Raw genomic sequence first — 16,488 nt, forward strand, 5'->3', positions numbered from 1 at the left:
CGATCGGCCCTCTCGCCCGTAACGTCCTGACACATGGCTCTGGCAACGCGGACGGACCGACGGCCGTCCATGGCACGCACCGTGTGGGACTCCTCCGTCGGGAAGAAGACCGTGATGGCCGTCAGCGGCCTGATCATGCTGCTGTACCTGGTCACCCACATGATCGGAAACCTGAAGATCTTCTTCGGGGCGGGCGAGTTCAACCACTACGCCCACTGGCTGCGCACCGTCGGCGAACCGTTCATGCACTACGAGTGGACGCTCTGGCTCATCCGCGTCGTCCTGGTGGTCGCCGTGGTCGCCCATGCCACGTCCGCGTACCAGCTCAGCCGCCGCGACATCAGGGCGCGCCCCAGCAAGTACGTCCACAAGAAGCCGCGGGCGAGTTACGCGACGCGCACCATGCGCTGGGGCGGGATCATCCTCGGCCTGTTCATCGTGTGGCACATCCTCGACCTGACGACCGGCACCGTGCACTCCGGCGGCTTCCAGGAGGGCCACCCGTACCAGAACGTCGTGGACACCTTCTCCACCTGGTACGGCAACGTCGTCTACATCGTCGCGATGCTCGCCCTCGGCCTGCACATCCGGCACGGCTTCTGGAGCGCCGCCCAGACCCTCGGCGTCGGCAGCCGGGCCCGCGACCGCGCCCTGAAGACCGTCGCCAACCTTCTCGCGCTGCTGCTCACGGCCGGTTTCATCGCCGTACCCGTGGGTGTCATGACCGGAGTGGTGAGCTGAAGATGACTTCCTACGCGGATTACGCGACCGGCGAGCCCGTCGTCGACGCCAAAGCCCCCGACGGGCCCGTCCAAGAGCGCTGGGACAAGCGCCGTTTCGAGGCCAAGCTGGTCAACCCGGCCAACCGGCGCAAGCACACCGTGATCGTCGTCGGCACCGGCCTCGCGGGTGGCTCCGCCGGCGCCACCCTCGCCGAACAGGGCTACCACGTCGTCCAGTTCTGCTACCAGGACTCCCCGCGCCGCGCCCACTCCATCGCCGCGCAGGGCGGCATCAACGCGGCGAAGAACTACCGCAACGACGGCGACTCGATCCACCGGCTCTTCTACGACACCGTCAAGGGCGGCGACTTCCGGGCACGGGAGTCCAACGTCCACCGGCTCGCACAGATCTCCGTCGAGATCATCGACCAGTGCGTGGCGCAGGGCGTGCCGTTCGCCCGTGAGTACGGCGGCCTGCTCGACACCCGCTCCTTCGGCGGCGTCCAGGTGTCGCGGACCTTCTACGCCCGCGGCCAGACGGGGCAGCAGCTGCTCCTTGGCGCCTACCAGGCGCTGTCGCGGCAGATCGCGGCCGGGAACATCGAGATGCATCCGCGTACCGAGATGCTCGACCTGATCGTCGTCGACGGGAAGGCCCGCGGGATCGTGGCGCGGGATCTCGTCACCGGGCGTATCGACACGTACTTCGCGGACGCCGTCGTCCTGGCGAGCGGCGGTTACGGCAACGTCTTCTATCTGTCGACGAACGCCATGAACTCCAACGCCACCGCGATCTGGCGGGCCCACCGGCGCGGCGCCCACTTCGCCAACCCGTGCTTCACGCAGATCCATCCGACCTGCATCCCGCGCACCGGCGACCACCAGTCCAAACTGACGCTGATGAGCGAGTCGCTGCGCAACGACGGCCGGATCTGGGTGCCGAAGGCCAAGGGCGACGACCGGCCGCCGAGCAGGATTCCCGAGGACGAGCGCGACTACTACCTGGAGCGCGTCTACCCCTCCTTCGGGAACCTGGTCCCGCGCGACATCGCCTCCCGCGCCGCGAAGAACGTCTGCGACGACGGCCGGGGCGTCGGGCCCGGCGGGCAGGGCGTGTACCTCGACTTCGCGGACGCCATCGAGCGGATGGGACGCGGGGCCGTCGAGGCCAAGTACGGCAACCTCTTCGACATGTACCAGCGGATCACCGACGAGGATCCCTACGAGGTGCCGATGCGGATCTACCCCGCCGTGCACTACACCATGGGCGGCCTGTGGGTGGACTACGACCTCCAGACCAACATCCCCGGCCTGTTCGCGATCGGCGAGGCCAACTTCTCCGACCACGGCGCGAACCGGCTGGGCGCGTCCGCCCTCATGCAGGGCCTGGCCGACGGCTACTTCGTACTGCCGGCGACCATCAACGACTACCTCGCCAGCAACCCGCACCACCAGACCGTCACCGCTGAACACCCCGTCGTACAGGAGGTGTTGGCGGATACCGAGGACCGGCTGCACCTGCTGCTGGCCGTCGACGGTGACCGTACCCCCGACTCCTTCCACCGTGAACTCGGCGAACTCATGTGGGAGTTCTGCGGGATGGCCCGCACCGACAGCGGACTGCGCAAGGCGCTGGAGCGGATTCCGCAGATCCGCGAGGAGTTCTGGCGGCGCATCAAGGTCCCGGGCGTCGGCGAGGAGTTCAACCAGTCGCTGGAGAAGGCCAACCGGGTCGTCGACTACCTGGAGCTCGCCGAGCTGATGTGCCTCGACGCCCTGCACCGGGCCGAGTCCTGCGGCGGTCACTTCCGCGAGGAGTCCCAGACCCCCGACGGCGAGGCCGCCCGCCGGGACGAGGAGTTCGGCTACGCGGCCGCCTGGGAGTTCACCGGTACCGGCGACGCTCCTGTCCTGCACAAGGAAGACCTGGTCTTCGAGTACGTCCACCCCACTCAGCGGAGCTACGCATGAAGCTCACCCTGCGCGTCTGGCGGCAGAAGAACGCCGACGCCGAAGGCGCGATGTCCACGTACGAGGTGGACGGAATCTCCTCCGACATGTCCTTCCTGGAGATGCTGGACACCCTCAACGAGGAGCTCATCCTCACGGGTGAGGACCCGGTCGCCTTCGACCACGACTGCCGTGAGGGCATCTGCGGAGCGTGTTCGCTCGTCATCAACGGCGACGCGCACGGACCCGAGCGCACGACCACCTGCCAGCTGCACATGCGGTCCTTCCAGGACGGCGACACGATCGACGTCGAGCCGTGGCGGGCGTCCGCGTTCCCGGTGATCAAGGATCTGGTCGTCGACCGGACCGCCTTCGACCGGATCATCCAGGCCGGCGGGTACGTCACCGCGCCGACCGGCGCCGCACCCGAGGCGCACGCGACACCGGTACCGAAGCCGGACGCGGACTTCGCGTTCGAGCACGCGGAGTGCATCGGATGCGGTGCCTGTGTGGCCGCCTGTCCCAACGGGGCGGCGATGTTGTTCACGTCCGCCAAGGTCAATCACCTGAACGTGCTGCCGCAGGGGGCGCCCGAGCGGGAGACACGGGTGCTGGACATGGTGGCGCAGATGGACGAGGAGGGGTTCGGGGGGTGCACCCTCGCGGGAGAGTGCGCGACCGCCTGCCCGAAGGGGATCGAGCTCGTGTCCATCACCGGGATGAACAAGGAGTGGCTGCGGGCCGCGCGGAAGGTCAAGCGGTAGCGCCCCTGGGAGCGCGGAGAACGTTCGCCGAGAAGGTGCGGACGGGCGGGGCCGGGAGTGGTGCTCATCCCCGGCCCCGTCTGGCATTCCGCGGTCGCCGGCCGCCGATCACCGGCGAAGCGGGGGCCGCACACGGCACAAAAGGGGCGGACCGCGCGCTGGCCCGCGCAGTTCAACATCCCCACATCCGCGCTCCTGGCTCAGGTCACGTCCACGCCAACCCGGGTCGGAAGAAACAGGGTGTACCGCCACCGTCCCCGACTTGGCCCGTGCCCTGGAGAGAGCCATGACCGGCGTTTCCATCCTCGACCGCCCCCAGCAGTCGACCGCTCCCACCCGCTACACCGTCACCCTGGCCCGCGACGAGGCCGATGTGCGGGCCGCGCAGCGGCTGCGTCACGAGGTCTTCGCCGGGGAGATGGGTGCCCTCCTGAACTCCCCGCAACCCGGCCTCGACGTCGACCCCTTCGACGCCTACTGCGACCACCTGCTGGTGCGCGACACGGTGACCGGCCAGGTCGTCGGCACGTACCGGCTGCTGCCGCCGGAGCGGGCCGCGGTCGCCGGACGCCTCTACTCGGAGGGCGAGTTCGACCTCACCCCGCTCGACCCGATCCGCCCCGGGCTCGTCGAGGTCGGCCGCTCCTGCGTGCACCCCGACCACCGGGACGGCGCGGTCATCGGACTCATCTGGGCCGGCATAGCCCGCTACATGGTCGGCCAGGGCCACGAGTGGCTCGCCGGCTGCTGCTCGATCCCGCTCGCGGACGGCGGTGCCCTCGCGGCCGGCACCTGGGACCGGGTGCGGGACAAGCACCTGGCCCCGGAGGAGTTCCGGGTACGGCCGCTGCTCCCCTGGGTGCCGCAGGACGTGAGTGTCCCGGCGCGCACCGAACTCCCCGCGCTGCTGCGCGGCTATCTGCGGCTCGGCGCCTGGGTCTGCGCGCAGCCCGCCCACGACCCGGACTTCGGGGTCGCCGACCTGTATGTGCTGCTGTCGATGCGCCGGGTCAACTCGCGCTATCTGCGGCACTTCCTCTCCCTCGTCCCGGCCCGATGAGCGTCTGGCTGCCCGGCGCGCCCTGCACCCCGAGGGCGTGTGTGGAACGGACGGGGGCCGCCACGGCCGTACCCCGGGCCGTGCTGCGGCTGGCGGCGGTCACGGCCCTGGTGCTGGCCGGGGCCGTGCTGTCGCCGTTCGGCGGGAAGATCCCCGCCGGTCCGGTGAGGCGGTGGTTCCGGTGGATCGTACGGGCCGCAGGGGTCCAGGTCCGGATCACCGGCGCCGCCGCGTCCGCCGGAGGACTGCTCCTGGTCGCCAATCACATCTCCTGGCTGGACATCCCGCTGCTCGCCGCCGTCCGCCCCGCCAGGATGCTCGCCAAGGCGGAGATCCGGCGATGGCCGGTGGCGGGGCCGGTCGCGGCGCGCGGGGGCGTCCTGTTCATCGAGCGGGACCGACTGCGTGCCCTGCCCGGCACGGTCGCCCTCATCGCGGACGCACTGCGGTCCGGCCGGGCCGTCGCGGTGTTCCCCGAGGGCAGCACCTGGTGCGGCCGCGCCCAGGGGCACTTCCGCCGGGCCGTGTTCCAGGCCGCGCTCGACACGGGCGTCCCGGTGCAGCCGGTGCGCATCCGCTACCGGCTCGCCGGGGGAGCGGCCAGCACCGCGCCCGCCTTCGTCGGCGAGGACTCCCTGCTCGCCTCGGTGTGGCGGGTGGTGTCGGCGCGGGGGCTGGTGGCCGAGGTCGAGGTACGGAAGGTGATCGCGCCGGGCGACCACCCCGACCGCCGTGCGCTGGCCCGGGCCGCACAACTGGAGGCCCTGCCCGAGCCGGACCCCGTCCACACGGTCCTGGTGTCCTAGGGCGCGTCCTGACCCGGCGTGCGGCTCCCGTCGGCGTCGGCGAGGAGTTCGGCGGCCAGGGCGCGCGCGTGGCCGATCGGGTCCGGGAAGACGCGCAGGCCGTGGGCGACCATCGCCCCCTCGTGGAGCAGCATCAGCGTGCGGGCCGACCCGTCGGCCCGGGCGGCGGCGAATTCCCGGACCAGGTCGGCGAAGAGCGCGAGCATCCACTCCTTCTGGCCCGTGATGATCGCGTGGGCCGGATGGGAGGGATCGCTGATCTCGGCGTGCGCGTTGACCATGCTGCACCCCTTGGGGCTACTCTCGGTCATCCAGGCCTGTGAGGCGTCGAAGACCGTCAGGACGCGGTCGACGGACCCCGGCTCCACCCGGTCGAGCCGCTCCGTGAGGAACGCCCGCCAGCGCTCGTCCCGGTCGGCGAGGTACTCGACGACGATCTGCTCCTTGGAGCCGAACCGGTCGTAGAGAGTCTTCTTCGTGACCCCGGCCTCGGAGGCGATCAGGTCCACCCCGACCGCGTGGATGCCGTGCGCGTAGAAGAGCCGTGACGCGGCCGCGAGAACACGGCGCGCGCCGGGGGTCATCGTGATCCGCCTGGTGCCCATGAACCAAGACTATACCGATCTGTATACTCGGCCGGGTCCGTAGGTAGACCGATCTGTTTAGTGACCCCTGGTGGGTGGTGTGTCGTGGACGTCCTTCTCTCCGTCGCCTTCGTGCTGTGCTGGAGCTCGGGATTCGTGGGAGCCAGGCTGGGCACGCAGGACGCCGGTGCGGTGACGATCCTGATGTGGCGGTTCCTGCCCCTGGCACTCGTCCTGGTCGTGGCGGCCGTCGCACGCGGGCGGGCCTCCTGGCGGGGGCTGACCGCGCGCGACATCGGGCGGCAGGCCGTGATCGGGCTGCTCTCCCAGAGCGGCTACCTGCTCACCGTGTACTGGGCGATCCAGCTCGGCGTGTCGAGCGGCACGACCGCCCTGATCGACGGCACCCAGCCCCTCGTCGCCGGGGCACTCGCCGGCCCGCTCCTGCGGCAGTACGTCTCGGGCAGGCAGTGGCTCGGCCTGTGCCTGGGCCTGGCCGGTGTCGCCCTGGTCACCACGGCCGACGCCGGGGCCGGCGGCGACGTGGCGTGGTGGACCTACCTGGTGCCGTTCGCGGGGATGCTGTCGCTGGTGGCGGCCACGTTCCTCGAACAGCGTTCCCGCACAACGGTCACACCCACGGTGTCGATGACCGTCCACTGCACCACCAGCGCCCTCGTCTTCACCGGCGCCGCCCTCGCGACCGGGGTGGCCCAGCCGCCCGCCGCCTCGTCGTTCTGGATCGCCATCGGGTGGCTCGTCACGCTCTCGACCTTCGGTGGATACGGGCTCTACTGGCTGGTGCTGCGGCGCTCCGGAGTCACCAGGGTCAACACGCTCATGTTCCTGATGGCGCCCGTCACGACCGTCTGGGGCGCCGCCATGTTCGACGAACCGTTCACCCCGCAGACCGCTCTCGGCCTCGCGGTCGCCCTCTCGGCCGTCGCCGTCGTGCACTGGGCGAAGCCTCGCGTGGGAGAGGCGAGCCGCAGCGTGGGAGAGACAAGTTCCCGCGCCGGAGAGGCGAGCGTCACGTCCGCTCGTCGCAGCCGGGCGGACGTCGACCGGCCTGTCGGTCATGCCGACGAGGTCGGCCGGGTCGGCCCGGTGGGCTGTGTCAGTCCTGCCGGCCCCGTCAGTCCCGTCGGTCGCCTCGGCCGGGCCGGGAAAGCGCGCGCCTCAGATACGTGGCCGTAGCGCTCCCTTCCACCCGCGCCACCTCCGCCGGCGGCCCCGCCGCCACGATCCGCCCGCCCGCGTCACCGCCGCCCGGCCCGAGGTCGATCACCCAGTCCGCGCCCGCGACGACCGCCATGTCGTGCTCGACGACGATCACCGTGTGCCCGGCGTCGACGAGGGCGTGCAGCCGGCCCATCAGGACCTCGACGTCGGCCGGATGCAGACCGGTCGTCGGCTCGTCGAGGAGGTAGAGGGTGTGACCGCCGCGCCCGCGCTGCAACTCGCTCGCCAGCTTGATGCGTTGGGCCTCCCCGCCGGACAGCTCGGTCGCGGGCTGGCCGAGGCGCGGATAGCCGAGACCGACGTCCAGCAGGGCGCCGAGACTGCGGGCCGCGGCCGGGGTGTCGGCGAAGAACTCCGCCGCCGCCTCGACGGTGAGGTCGAGCACCTGCGCGATGTTCCGTCCCCGGTACGTCACTTCGAGCGTCTCGGGGTTGTAGCGCGCCCCGCCGCAGTCCGGGCAGGGGGCGTAGGTGCTCGGCAGGAACAGCAGCTCGACGGTCACGTACCCCTCGCCCTGGCAGGTCTCGCAGCGCCCGCCGGTCACGTTGAAGGAGAAGCGGCCGACGCCGTAACCCCGCGAGCGGGCCTCGTCGGTGGCCGCGAACACCTTCCGTACCACGTCGAACAGACCCGTGTACGTCGCCAGGTTGGAGCGCGGGGTGCGTCCGATGGGCTTCTGGTCGACCGACACCAGCCGCCGCACGCCCGGCAGTTCCTCCGTGATCTCCCCGATGAGCGTGGACTTGCCGGACCCCGAGACGCCCGTGACCGCGGTGAGCACACCGAGCGGGAAACCGGCCGTCACCCCGCGCAGGTTGTGCCGGGTGACCGGACCGACCCTCAACTCGCCGCGTGCCGGGCGGACTTCACGGTCGGGTGCGGGGGACCGGTCGAACAGGAAACGGGCCGTCGCCGACTCGGCGACACCGGCCAGCTCGGCCACCGGCCCGCTGTGCAGCACCCGCCCGCCGTGCTCGCCGGCGCGCGGACCCACGTCCACCAGCCAGTCGGCACCGCGTACGACATCGAGGTGGTGCTCCACCACGAACACCGTGTTCCCGGCCGCCTTCAGTCGCTCCAGCACCGTCAGCAGGGCCTCCGTGTCCGCCGGGTGCAGTCCGGCGGACGGTTCGTCGAGGACGTACACGACTCCGAACAGTCCGGACCGCAACTGGGTGGCCAGGCGCAGTCGTTGCAGTTCGCCCGCCGAGAGGGTGGGCGTGGACCGGTCCAGGCTGAGGTAGCCGAGGCCGAGCTCGACCACGGGCGCGATACGGGATGTGAGGTCGGCGGTGAGCACCCGGGCCGCCTCCGAGGCGCCCGCGTCGAGAGCCGCCGCCAGCTTCACCAACGGCAGTGCGGCCAGGTCGGCGATCGTGCGGCCCGTGATGGTCACCGCCAGCGCCTCGGGACGCAGTCGGCTGCCGCCGCAGGCCGGGCAGGGCGCGCTGGTGAGGAAGCGCTCCGCCCTGGCCCGCAGCGTCGGGCTCTTCGAGTCCGCGAACGTCTTCATCACATACCGTCGGGCGCTCATGTACGTGCCCTGGTACGGCCGTTGGATGCGCTCGGCGTCCCGGACCGGGTGCACGGTGACGACCGGCTGTTCGTCCGTGAACAGGATCCACTCCCGCTGCTCGGCGGGCAGCTCCCGCCAGGGCCGGTCGACGTCGTACCCGAGCGCGTCGAGGATGTCCCGCAGGTTCTTGCCCTGCCAGGCGCCCGGCCAGGCGGCGACGGCACCCTCGCGGATCGACAGTGACGGGTCCGGGACCAGCGACTTCTCAGTCGTACGGTGCACCCTCCCCAGCCCGTGGCACTGGGGACACGCCCCGGCCGTCGTGTTGGGGGAGAAGGCGTCCGAGTCGAGCCGCTCGGCGCCCGGCGGGTAGTCACCGGCCCGGGAGTACAGCATCCGCAGGGAGTTCGACAGATTGGTCACCGTGCCGACGGAGGAACGGGACGTCGGAGCCGACCGGCGCTGCTGGAGCGACACGGCGGGCGGCAGACCGCTGATCTCACCGACCTTCGGCGCCCCGACCTGGTGGATCAGCCGGCGCGCGTACGGCGCGACCGACTCGAAGTAGCGTCGCTGCGCCTCCGCGTAGATCGTGCCGAACGCCAGCGACGACTTCCCCGAGCCCGACACGCCTGTGAACACGGTCAACACGTCCCGGGGGATGTCGACGTCGACACCCTGGAGATTGTGTTCACGGGCACCGCGAACGCGGATGTATGGGTCGTGCGAGTCGGGCATGAGGAGGTACTCCGTACGGGTCTTCCGGCCGAGCCGAGGACAAACCCCGCGATCCTATGCGAACCGGGGGCCGGTCGCCCCGGCGGGCGGGACTCAGTCTGCGATGACCCGGGCGAGCCGCCGATAGGAGTCCAGCAGGGCCTCCCGGTCGTAGCCGCTGGTCGTGACCAGGACCTCCTGGGCTCCCGTCTCCTTCAGCACCGTCTCCAGCTCGTGCGCGACCTGCTCCTCGGTGCCGGCGATGTGCCCGGTCAGCCCGGACTCGTAGAAGCCGCGCTCCTTCCCGGTCATCGTCAGTGCCTCGACACGCTCGGCGGGCGGCAGCGGCGGGAAGGTGCCGTGGGTGCGCGAGTACGCCATCGACCAGGCCTCGGGTATCAGCAGCCGCCGGGCCTCCTCGGGCGTGCCGGACACCGCGATCGTGCCCGAGATGACGACGTACGGCTCCCGCGCCCAGGGGGAGGGGCGGAACCCCGTGCGGTAGTGGTCGATACCGCGCCGCATCCTGTCGCGGTCGCGCAGGTCGCCGATGACCATGGGCAGCCCGGCCCGGGCCGCGATCGTCGCGCCCTCGCCCATCGCCAGGACGAACGGCGGCACGGTCAGCCCCTCGGCGGGGCGTGCGTGCACGCCCGTGGGGGACGTGCCCCGGAACCAGCCGAGCAGTTCGTCGAGCTGGGCCGCGAAATCGTCGGCCACGTCCTTGTCGCGCCCCAGCGCCCTGCGCACCCCGTCCGTGAAGCCGACGGAACGACCGAGCCCCATGTCGATCCGCCCGGGGAAGAGGGACTCCAGCACTCCGAACTGCTCGGCCACGACCAGGGGTTGGTGGTTGGGCAGCATCACCCCGCCGGTGCCGACCCGGATCCGCTCGGTCGCGGCGGCCACCGCGGCGGCCAGCACGGTCGGCGCGGAACCGGCGACCCCGGGCACCCCGTGGTGCTCCGACACCCAGAACCGGTGGTAGCCCAGCTGCTCGAGCTCCCGCGCCATGCGCACGGTGTCGCGCAGCGCCTGGGCGTTCGTGCGGCCCTCCCGGGTCCGGGAACGGTCGAGGACGGAGAAGCGGGTGGCGGCGATCACGGAACTCACATGGGGTTCAACGCGTGGCGCACGGCGACATTCCCGTCCGCCGTCGGCCGCACGGGGCACGGGAAAACCAGGTGACCGCGATCCCGCTGGTCAGCACAATGGGACACGCTTCCGCGGCGGCCGCACATCCATCTCGTCACACCCAAGGAAGGCGGCCGACGGTGACCGTCCCGAACCTCCTGCTGTCCGGCGTCGTCGGCTCCACCGCGTACGGGCTCGCCCACGCCGGCTCCGACGTCGACCGCCTCGGTCTCTTCGCCGCGCCCACCACGGACCTGCACGGCCTGCGCGGCCCGAAGGAGTCCCACGTCACCACGGCACCGGACCGCACCCTGCACGAGGCCGCGAAGTGGTGCCGGCTCGCCCTCGGCGGCAACCCGACCGCCATGGAGCTGGTGTGGCTCCCGGACGAGCTGTACGAGCTTCGGACCCCGCTGGGCGAGGAACTCATCGGCATCCGTACGTCGTTCCTGTGCGCGAAGCGCGTCCGGGACGCCTATCTCGGTTACGCCACCCAGCAGTTCCGCCGGCTGGAGAACCGCGGCGACGGCTCGTTCTCCGCGGACACGCGGAGGCGCACCGCGAAGCACGCCCGGCACCTGAAGCGGCTGTGCCACCAGGGTCTGGAGCTGTACACCACCGGCCGACTGGAGATCCGCGTGGAGAACCCCGAGGAGTACCACGTCTTCGGTGACCGGGTGGCCGCCGACCCGTCGGCCGCGCTGCCCCTGCTCCGCCGCTACGAGACCGCCTTCGACGAGACCCGCGGCGTGCTGCCGGAGGAGCCCGACGAGGCGGCGGTGGAGGCGTGGCTGCACCGGGTCCGCCGCCACTTCTACTACACCGCCGAGGTCGCCGCCCCGTACTCGCGGGCCTCGTCGATGCCGTAGGTGTCGCAGGCGGGGAACCTCAACGCCGGGACCGGACGCGCGCGTCCCGGGGCGGCCGGATGAACTGCAACTCCAGTGAGAGCGGCGGCTCGGCGACACCGGGCCCGCCGGCCGCCGCCCACCGCACGACCTCCTCGGTGCTGTCGTCGTCCATGACGAACCCGATCCACACGGCCCGCCCGCCGGCCCGGCGCCCGGCCGCCGAAGGACGGACCACGATCACGTTGGCCTGGTCGCAGGGGCCCAGGCAGTCGGTCGTACGGACCCGGAAGCCGTGTTCGCTCGCGCCGGCCCGCAGCAGCTCCAGTTGCCAGGCCGGGTCGGTGCCGGGCTGCTTGCGGGCGTTGCCGCAGCAGCAGCCCCGGCAGACGACGAGCGTGCAGGAGTCGGAGCCGGTCAGTGGCGTTCGGGGCGTCGAAGGCATGGGAGAAGCATGCGGCCTGTGCTGATCACGGGGTGCCGCCGGGGTGCCCAACGCGGTTGTCGCCGGAGGCGCCTTGGAGCTGGAAGCCGGACTCGTAGTCGTCGTGCGTCTTCAGCGGCACGAACAGCGCCGTCGCACAGCGGTGGCCGCCGGGGCATGCAGGTCGCCGGGTGTCTAGGGTGGAAGGCGTGACCGACAGCAGCAGCCTCCCGCTCGCCGTGTTCGACCTGGACAACACCCTCGCCGACACGGCGCACCGGCAGCGGTTCCTGGAGCGCAAGCCGCGCGACTGGGACGGCTTCTTCGCCGCCGCGCCGCAGGATCCGCCGCTCGCCGAGGGCGTCGCGCTGGCCCTGGAGAGCGCTCGGGAGTGCGAGGTCGTCTACCTCACCGGGCGGCCCGAGCGCTGTCGGCGCGACACGCTCGACTGGCTCGCCGCACAGGGCCTGCCCGAAGGGCGCGTGTACATGCGGCGCGACAACGACCGCAGGCCCGCCCGGCGCACCAAGCTGGAGACCCTCCGCCGGCTCGCCGGCACCCGGGATGTCCGGGTGCTCGTGGACGACGACGAGTTGGTGTGCGAGGACGCCGAACGGGCGGGCTTCAGGGTCGTACGGGCACGCTGGACCGCCCCGTCCGCAGAGCTCAAGGTGGCGCAGGAGCGGGAGGGGCGGACCTGAGGCGCCGCTCGGACGCGGGGGGGCGTCAGCCCGTCTCGTCCAACCGGAAACCGACCTTCAGGCCGACCTGCCAGTGCGCCACCTGCCCGTCCTCGATCTGGCCCCGTACCTGGGTGATCTCGAACCAGTCGAGGTTGTGGAGGGTCTGTGAGGCACGAGCGATGCCGTTGCGGACGGCCTGGTCGACGCCCTCGGGCGAGGTACCGACGATCTCCGTGACCCGATACGTGTGGTTCGACATGCGGGGCTCCTCTCCACGGTGACGCTTGTGTCACCTGTGTCGGGCGCGTCTGGGCGGGCCCGGGCGCGTCACTCCACCGTGCCCCAAGCCGTGGCGGATCGCGAGGCGTCGGATTCTGTTGCCGTGTCCGGGGACATGCGCCCGCGGGAGCTCCCGTCCTGCGGCGATGGGGACCAACCACACCTCGCTTGGAATCAACCACTCACCGCGAGGCGTAAAAGTACGATATTGGTACCCATCTGATGATATAAGAATCAGGTCGAAGGGCGTGACTGCGTGCGACGGTGGTCCACGCGGCCGCGCCCGTGATCTGTGATTGGGGGTTGAGAGGAGACCATGCGGCGGTTCAAGATCCCGATGAGCCGGCAGGCGCCAGCTTCCATGGCGCACCGCCCCATCTACCGTGCGGAAACCCGGGCACGCTGGTATTGCCCCTTCTCGGTGTGTGTGGACCTGCTTGCCGCGGCCCTGCCGGTCTCGGCGGCGATCGTGGAGGTCCACGAACCCCACCCGCTGCGCCTGGCGGCCGCCGCGGCCCTGCTGTGGCCGCTGATCGGCGTGGTGAGCAAGCGGTACACGTCCGTGGCCTGGGGTGACAGAGGCGGCCTCCGGGCCGTCGTACGGGACTGGCTGGTTCTGGTCGGTGCCCTCGCGACGCTCCGTGTGGTCTGCGGACTGGACAGCGTGCCCGCCGAGGCGTTCACGGCACTGATCCCCGCGCTGGTCCTCACGGGCGTCTGCCAGAAGGTGATTCACCGTCATCTGCTGGCAGCCCGCCGACAGGCCCGCGCGCTGCGCCACGTGCTGGTCGTCGGTGAGCCCCCGACGGTCGACGCGGTGGTCGAGCAACTCGCCCAGCGCACCGACCACGAGTACGTGATCGTCGGATCCTGCCCGGTGGGCGAGGGCGACCTGCGCTCCGGGGTTCCGGTCTGCGTACGCCTGCCCTGCGAGGAGCCCGAGACGCCCGAGGCGGACGCCACGGCCGTACTCGGGGCGGCCGACGAACTCGCGGCCGACCTGGTCTTCGTGGCACCGGGCCGGTACCTGTCCGGCGAACGGGTGCGCCGGCTGTCCTGGATGCTGCACGACAGGGGCCGCTCGCTCATGGTGCTGCCCGGCATCGTCGACGTGGCACGTCGACGGGTGCGGCTGAGCTCGGCGGCCGGCCTCACCCTGCTGCACATCGCACCGCCGCTGCAGCGCGGCGTGCACACGCTGGCGAAGTCCGTGGTGGACCGGGTGTGCGCCCTGGCGTTGATCGTCCTGCTCTCGCCGCTGCTCCTCGCGTTGGCGCTGGCGGTCCGGTTGGGCTCACCGGGCCCCGCTCTCTACCGCCAGACCCGGGTCGGGTGGAACATGACGCCGTTCGCCATGTGGAAGTTCCGCACGATGGTGGTCGACGCGGACCGGCTCAAGAGCGGGCTGGAGGCGGAGAACGAGAACGACGGGCACATGTTCAAGATGCGCCAGGACCCTCGGGTCACCCCCGTGGGGCGCGTCCTGCGCCGCTTCTCGCTGGACGAACTGCCCCAGCTGTTCAACATCCTGTTCGGCCACATGTCCCTGGTCGGTCCACGCCCCCCGGTGCCCGAGGAGGTCGTCAAGTACAACGGGATCGAGATGCGCCGGCTCAGCGTCAAACCGGGCCTGACCGGGTTGTGGCAGGTGAGCGGACGGTCGGATCTGTCCTGGCGCGAAACCGTCGCGCTCGATCTGCGCTACGTCGACAACTGGTCGCTGGCCGGAGACATGAACGTGATGGCCCGCACCGTACGCGCGGTGGTGGACGGCCAAGGAGCCTACTGAGTACGGAGAGGTGGATGCGCGGGGCGTGCCGTCGACCGGACGGCACGCCCCGCGGTGCAGATCCTCCATCCGGGCAGGTCTGCCGCCAACACGCAGGGATCGCGGGTGATCCGTCCCCGGGGACGTGAAGGATCCCGGACGTGGACGTCTTGGGCCCCGGGAAGGGACACCGTCATGGCACAGACCACAGCCGCACAGACCACAGCCGAACAGCCCGCAGTGGCACAGCCCTCAGTCGCCCCGCACCCGAGTGACGCCGCGGGGGCGACGACACGCCGACCCGTCGTGGCGCGAACCCTGCGGGGCTTCACCGGTGCCGGATACGACAAGGGACGACCGCTGCTGGTACAGGCGGCCTGGTTCGCCGCCCTCCATCTGTTCTTCGTCAAGTGGTGGTTCCCGGCCCGCCTGCGGCCGGTCCTGCTGCGTGCCTTCGGCGCCCGCATCGGACAGCGGGTGCTGATCCGGCGGGGGGTGCGGATCCACTGGCCGTGGAAGCTCGACATCGGCGACGACGTGTGGGTCGGCGAGGACGCCTGGATCCTCAACCTCGAACCCGTCACGATCGGCAGCGACTGCTGCGTCTCCCAGAGCGCGCTGCTGTGCACCGGCAGCCATCTTCGTCGGTCCCCCACGTTCGAGTTCGACAACGGCCCCATCCGGCTGGAGCCGGGCAGCTGGGTCGCGGCCCGTGCGGTCGTGCTGCGCGGCGTCACCGTCGGCCGGGGCGCGGTGGTGGGCGCCGGCGCCGTCGCCCACCAGGACCTCGCACCCGACTCGGTCCTGACCGTGCGCGGTACGTCGGCGACGGTTCCGCCCGCCGCCGCGAAGGGGGGCATGGCATGAGACTGGTCCATGTGGTCACGCTGGTCAGCGACGACGGGGCCTTCGGCGGCCCGACGAGCGTGGCCGTCGCCCAGCTGGAGGAGTGCGCCGAACGCGGTCACGACGTGACACTGGTGTCGCTGTGGCGGGGCCGGACACGGGCTTCACAACGCATCGGCGCCGTCAGGTTCGTCTCCCGTCCGGCGCGGCGCTTCGTCCCGGGCCGGGGATGCCTCGGACTCATGCATCCCCTGCTCTTGCGTGACCTGTGGCGGGCCATGGGGCGCGCCGACGCCGTGCAGGTCCATGCGGGCCGGGACCTCGTCTCGCTCGCCGCGCTCGCCGTCGCCAGGTTGCGACGCAAGGACTTCGTCACCCAGACACACGGCATGGTCGAGCCCCGCACCGGCGTCGTCGCGCGTGTCTTCGACCGTCTGTACGTGCCCCTGCTGCGCCGCGCACGCTGCTGCCTCGTACTCACCGAGCGGGAGCGGCGGGCACTGACCGCAGTGCTGGGCCCGGACGGGCCACCGCTGGTGTCACTGCCCAACGGCCTGCGCACGGCCGGCGACGGGCCGGGCACGCGGCCGAGGGACGACCGCGAGGTGATCTTCCTCGCCCGGCTGCACCCGCGCAAACGCCCCGAGGCGTTCGTCGAGATGGCGGCCCTGGTCCACAAGGAGATCCCCGAGGCACGGTTCACGCTCTACGGAGCGGACGAGGGGTCCCTCCCGGCGGTGAACCGGCTCGTCGCGGACCGCGGGCTGACCGACGTGGTCTCCTACGGCGGCGCGCTGGAGCACTCCGCGGCGCTGGAGGCCTACCGGAGAGCCGCCGTGTACGTCCTGCCGAGCGTGCACGAGCCGTTCCCGATGACGGTCCTGGAAGCACTGGCCGAGGGAACGCCGGTCGTCTGCACGGACAGCAGCGGCATCGCCGCCGAACTGGCGCGCAGACAAGCCGCACTGGTCACCGACGGCAGCCCGCAGGCCATGGCCGACGCGGTGGCCGCACTGCTCGGCGACGAGGCGTCGCGCCTCCGACTCGCCGAGGCCGGCCGCCGCGCGATCGACGAGGTCTTCTCCATCCGTGCGGTCGTGGATCAGCTGGAGGACATCTACCGGGACCGACCGGGACACCGGTGA

The 16,488-nt window shown here is 71.4% G+C and carries 16 protein-coding genes; 11 read left to right on the forward strand and 5 right to left on the reverse strand.

Annotated features, from left to right (window positions below):
• Positions 1-69 precede the first annotated feature (69 nt).
• From AB0H86_RS11280 to AB0H86_RS11300, 5 genes are all read left to right on the forward strand, one after another.
• Complete coding sequence (locus AB0H86_RS11280) at positions 70-741, forward strand: succinate dehydrogenase (RefSeq protein ID WP_362435871.1); 672 nt, start codon at positions 70-72, stop codon at positions 739-741.
• A gap of 2 nt (positions 742-743) precedes the next feature.
• A complete protein-coding gene (locus tag AB0H86_RS11285; RefSeq protein WP_362435873.1) occupies positions 744-2,693 on the forward strand; it encodes a fumarate reductase/succinate dehydrogenase flavoprotein subunit in 1,950 nt (649 codons plus the stop codon).
• The gene (locus AB0H86_RS11290; protein WP_362435875.1) at positions 2,690-3,436 is read left to right on the forward strand and encodes a succinate dehydrogenase/fumarate reductase iron-sulfur subunit; all 747 of its coding nucleotides are present in this window, start codon (positions 2,690-2,692) and stop codon (positions 3,434-3,436) included. The genes AB0H86_RS11285 and AB0H86_RS11290 overlap by 4 nt, the downstream gene beginning before the upstream one ends.
• Before the next feature lie 286 nt (positions 3,437-3,722).
• On the forward strand, positions 3,723-4,496 hold the full coding sequence (locus AB0H86_RS11295; RefSeq protein ID WP_362435877.1) for a GNAT family N-acyltransferase: 774 nt from the start codon (positions 3,723-3,725) through the stop codon (positions 4,494-4,496).
• On the forward strand, positions 4,493-5,302 hold the full coding sequence (locus tag AB0H86_RS11300; protein WP_362435879.1) for a lysophospholipid acyltransferase family protein: 810 nt from the start codon (positions 4,493-4,495) through the stop codon (positions 5,300-5,302). Before AB0H86_RS11295 ends, AB0H86_RS11300 begins: the two co-directional genes overlap by 4 nt.
• On the opposite strand, the gene AB0H86_RS11305 is transcribed toward AB0H86_RS11300, so the two are convergent.
• Complete coding sequence (locus tag AB0H86_RS11305; RefSeq protein ID WP_362435881.1) at positions 5,299-5,907, reverse strand: TetR/AcrR family transcriptional regulator; 609 nt, start codon at positions 5,905-5,907, stop codon at positions 5,299-5,301. The genes AB0H86_RS11300 and AB0H86_RS11305 overlap by 4 nt on opposite strands.
• A gap of 84 nt (positions 5,908-5,991) precedes the next feature.
• On the opposite strand from AB0H86_RS11305, the gene AB0H86_RS11310 reads away from it, so the two are divergent.
• A complete protein-coding gene (locus AB0H86_RS11310; protein ID WP_362435883.1) occupies positions 5,992-7,083 on the forward strand; it encodes a DMT family transporter in 1,092 nt (363 codons plus the stop codon).
• On the opposite strand, the gene AB0H86_RS11315 is transcribed toward AB0H86_RS11310, so the two are convergent.
• Both AB0H86_RS11315 and AB0H86_RS11320 read right to left on the reverse strand, forming a co-directional pair.
• On the reverse strand, positions 7,022-9,382 hold the full coding sequence (locus AB0H86_RS11315) for an excinuclease ABC subunit UvrA (protein ID WP_362435885.1): 2,361 nt from the start codon (positions 9,380-9,382) through the stop codon (positions 7,022-7,024). The genes AB0H86_RS11310 and AB0H86_RS11315 overlap by 62 nt on opposite strands.
• A 93-nt stretch (positions 9,383-9,475) precedes the next feature.
• Complete coding sequence (locus tag AB0H86_RS11320) at positions 9,476-10,474, reverse strand: LLM class flavin-dependent oxidoreductase (protein WP_362435887.1); 999 nt, start codon at positions 10,472-10,474, stop codon at positions 9,476-9,478.
• A 161-nt stretch (positions 10,475-10,635) separates the two neighbouring features.
• Here AB0H86_RS11320 and AB0H86_RS11325 point away from each other — a divergent pair, with 161 nt between their 5' ends.
• On the forward strand, positions 10,636-11,364 hold the full coding sequence (locus AB0H86_RS11325) for a nucleotidyltransferase domain-containing protein (RefSeq protein WP_362435889.1): 729 nt from the start codon (positions 10,636-10,638) through the stop codon (positions 11,362-11,364).
• 19 nt (positions 11,365-11,383) lie between these two features.
• Here AB0H86_RS11325 and AB0H86_RS11330 read toward each other — a convergent pair whose 3' ends face one another.
• Complete coding sequence (locus AB0H86_RS11330; RefSeq protein WP_362435891.1) at positions 11,384-11,788, reverse strand: (2Fe-2S) ferredoxin domain-containing protein; 405 nt, start codon at positions 11,786-11,788, stop codon at positions 11,384-11,386.
• Between the two features lie 188 nt (positions 11,789-11,976).
• Between AB0H86_RS11330 and AB0H86_RS11335 the strand changes: the two genes are divergently transcribed.
• Positions 11,977-12,468: a hypothetical protein gene (locus AB0H86_RS11335; protein ID WP_362435893.1), complete on the forward strand. Its 492-nt coding sequence runs from the start codon at positions 11,977-11,979 to the stop codon at positions 12,466-12,468.
• Between the two features lie 25 nt (positions 12,469-12,493).
• Here the strand turns inward: AB0H86_RS11335 and AB0H86_RS11340 are convergent, their stop codons facing one another.
• A complete protein-coding gene (locus tag AB0H86_RS11340; RefSeq protein WP_362435895.1) occupies positions 12,494-12,709 on the reverse strand; it encodes a dodecin in 216 nt (71 codons plus the stop codon).
• A gap of 381 nt (positions 12,710-13,090) precedes the next feature.
• Here AB0H86_RS11340 and AB0H86_RS11345 point away from each other — a divergent pair, with 381 nt between their 5' ends.
• From AB0H86_RS11345 to AB0H86_RS11355, 3 genes are all read left to right on the forward strand, one after another.
• On the forward strand, positions 13,091-14,518 hold the full coding sequence (locus tag AB0H86_RS11345) for a sugar transferase (RefSeq protein WP_362435897.1): 1,428 nt from the start codon (positions 13,091-13,093) through the stop codon (positions 14,516-14,518).
• Positions 14,519-14,692: 174 nt separating this feature from the next.
• On the forward strand, positions 14,693-15,364 hold the full coding sequence (locus AB0H86_RS11350; RefSeq protein WP_362435899.1) for a DapH/DapD/GlmU-related protein: 672 nt from the start codon (positions 14,693-14,695) through the stop codon (positions 15,362-15,364).
• A complete protein-coding gene (locus AB0H86_RS11355; RefSeq protein WP_362435901.1) occupies positions 15,361-16,488 on the forward strand; it encodes a glycosyltransferase in 1,128 nt (375 codons plus the stop codon). The genes AB0H86_RS11350 and AB0H86_RS11355 overlap by 4 nt, the downstream gene beginning before the upstream one ends.

Source organism: Streptomyces sp. NPDC050997, from assembly GCF_040660135.1.
In the GTDB taxonomy this organism is placed as follows: Bacteria; Actinomycetota; Actinomycetes; order Streptomycetales; family Streptomycetaceae; genus Streptomyces.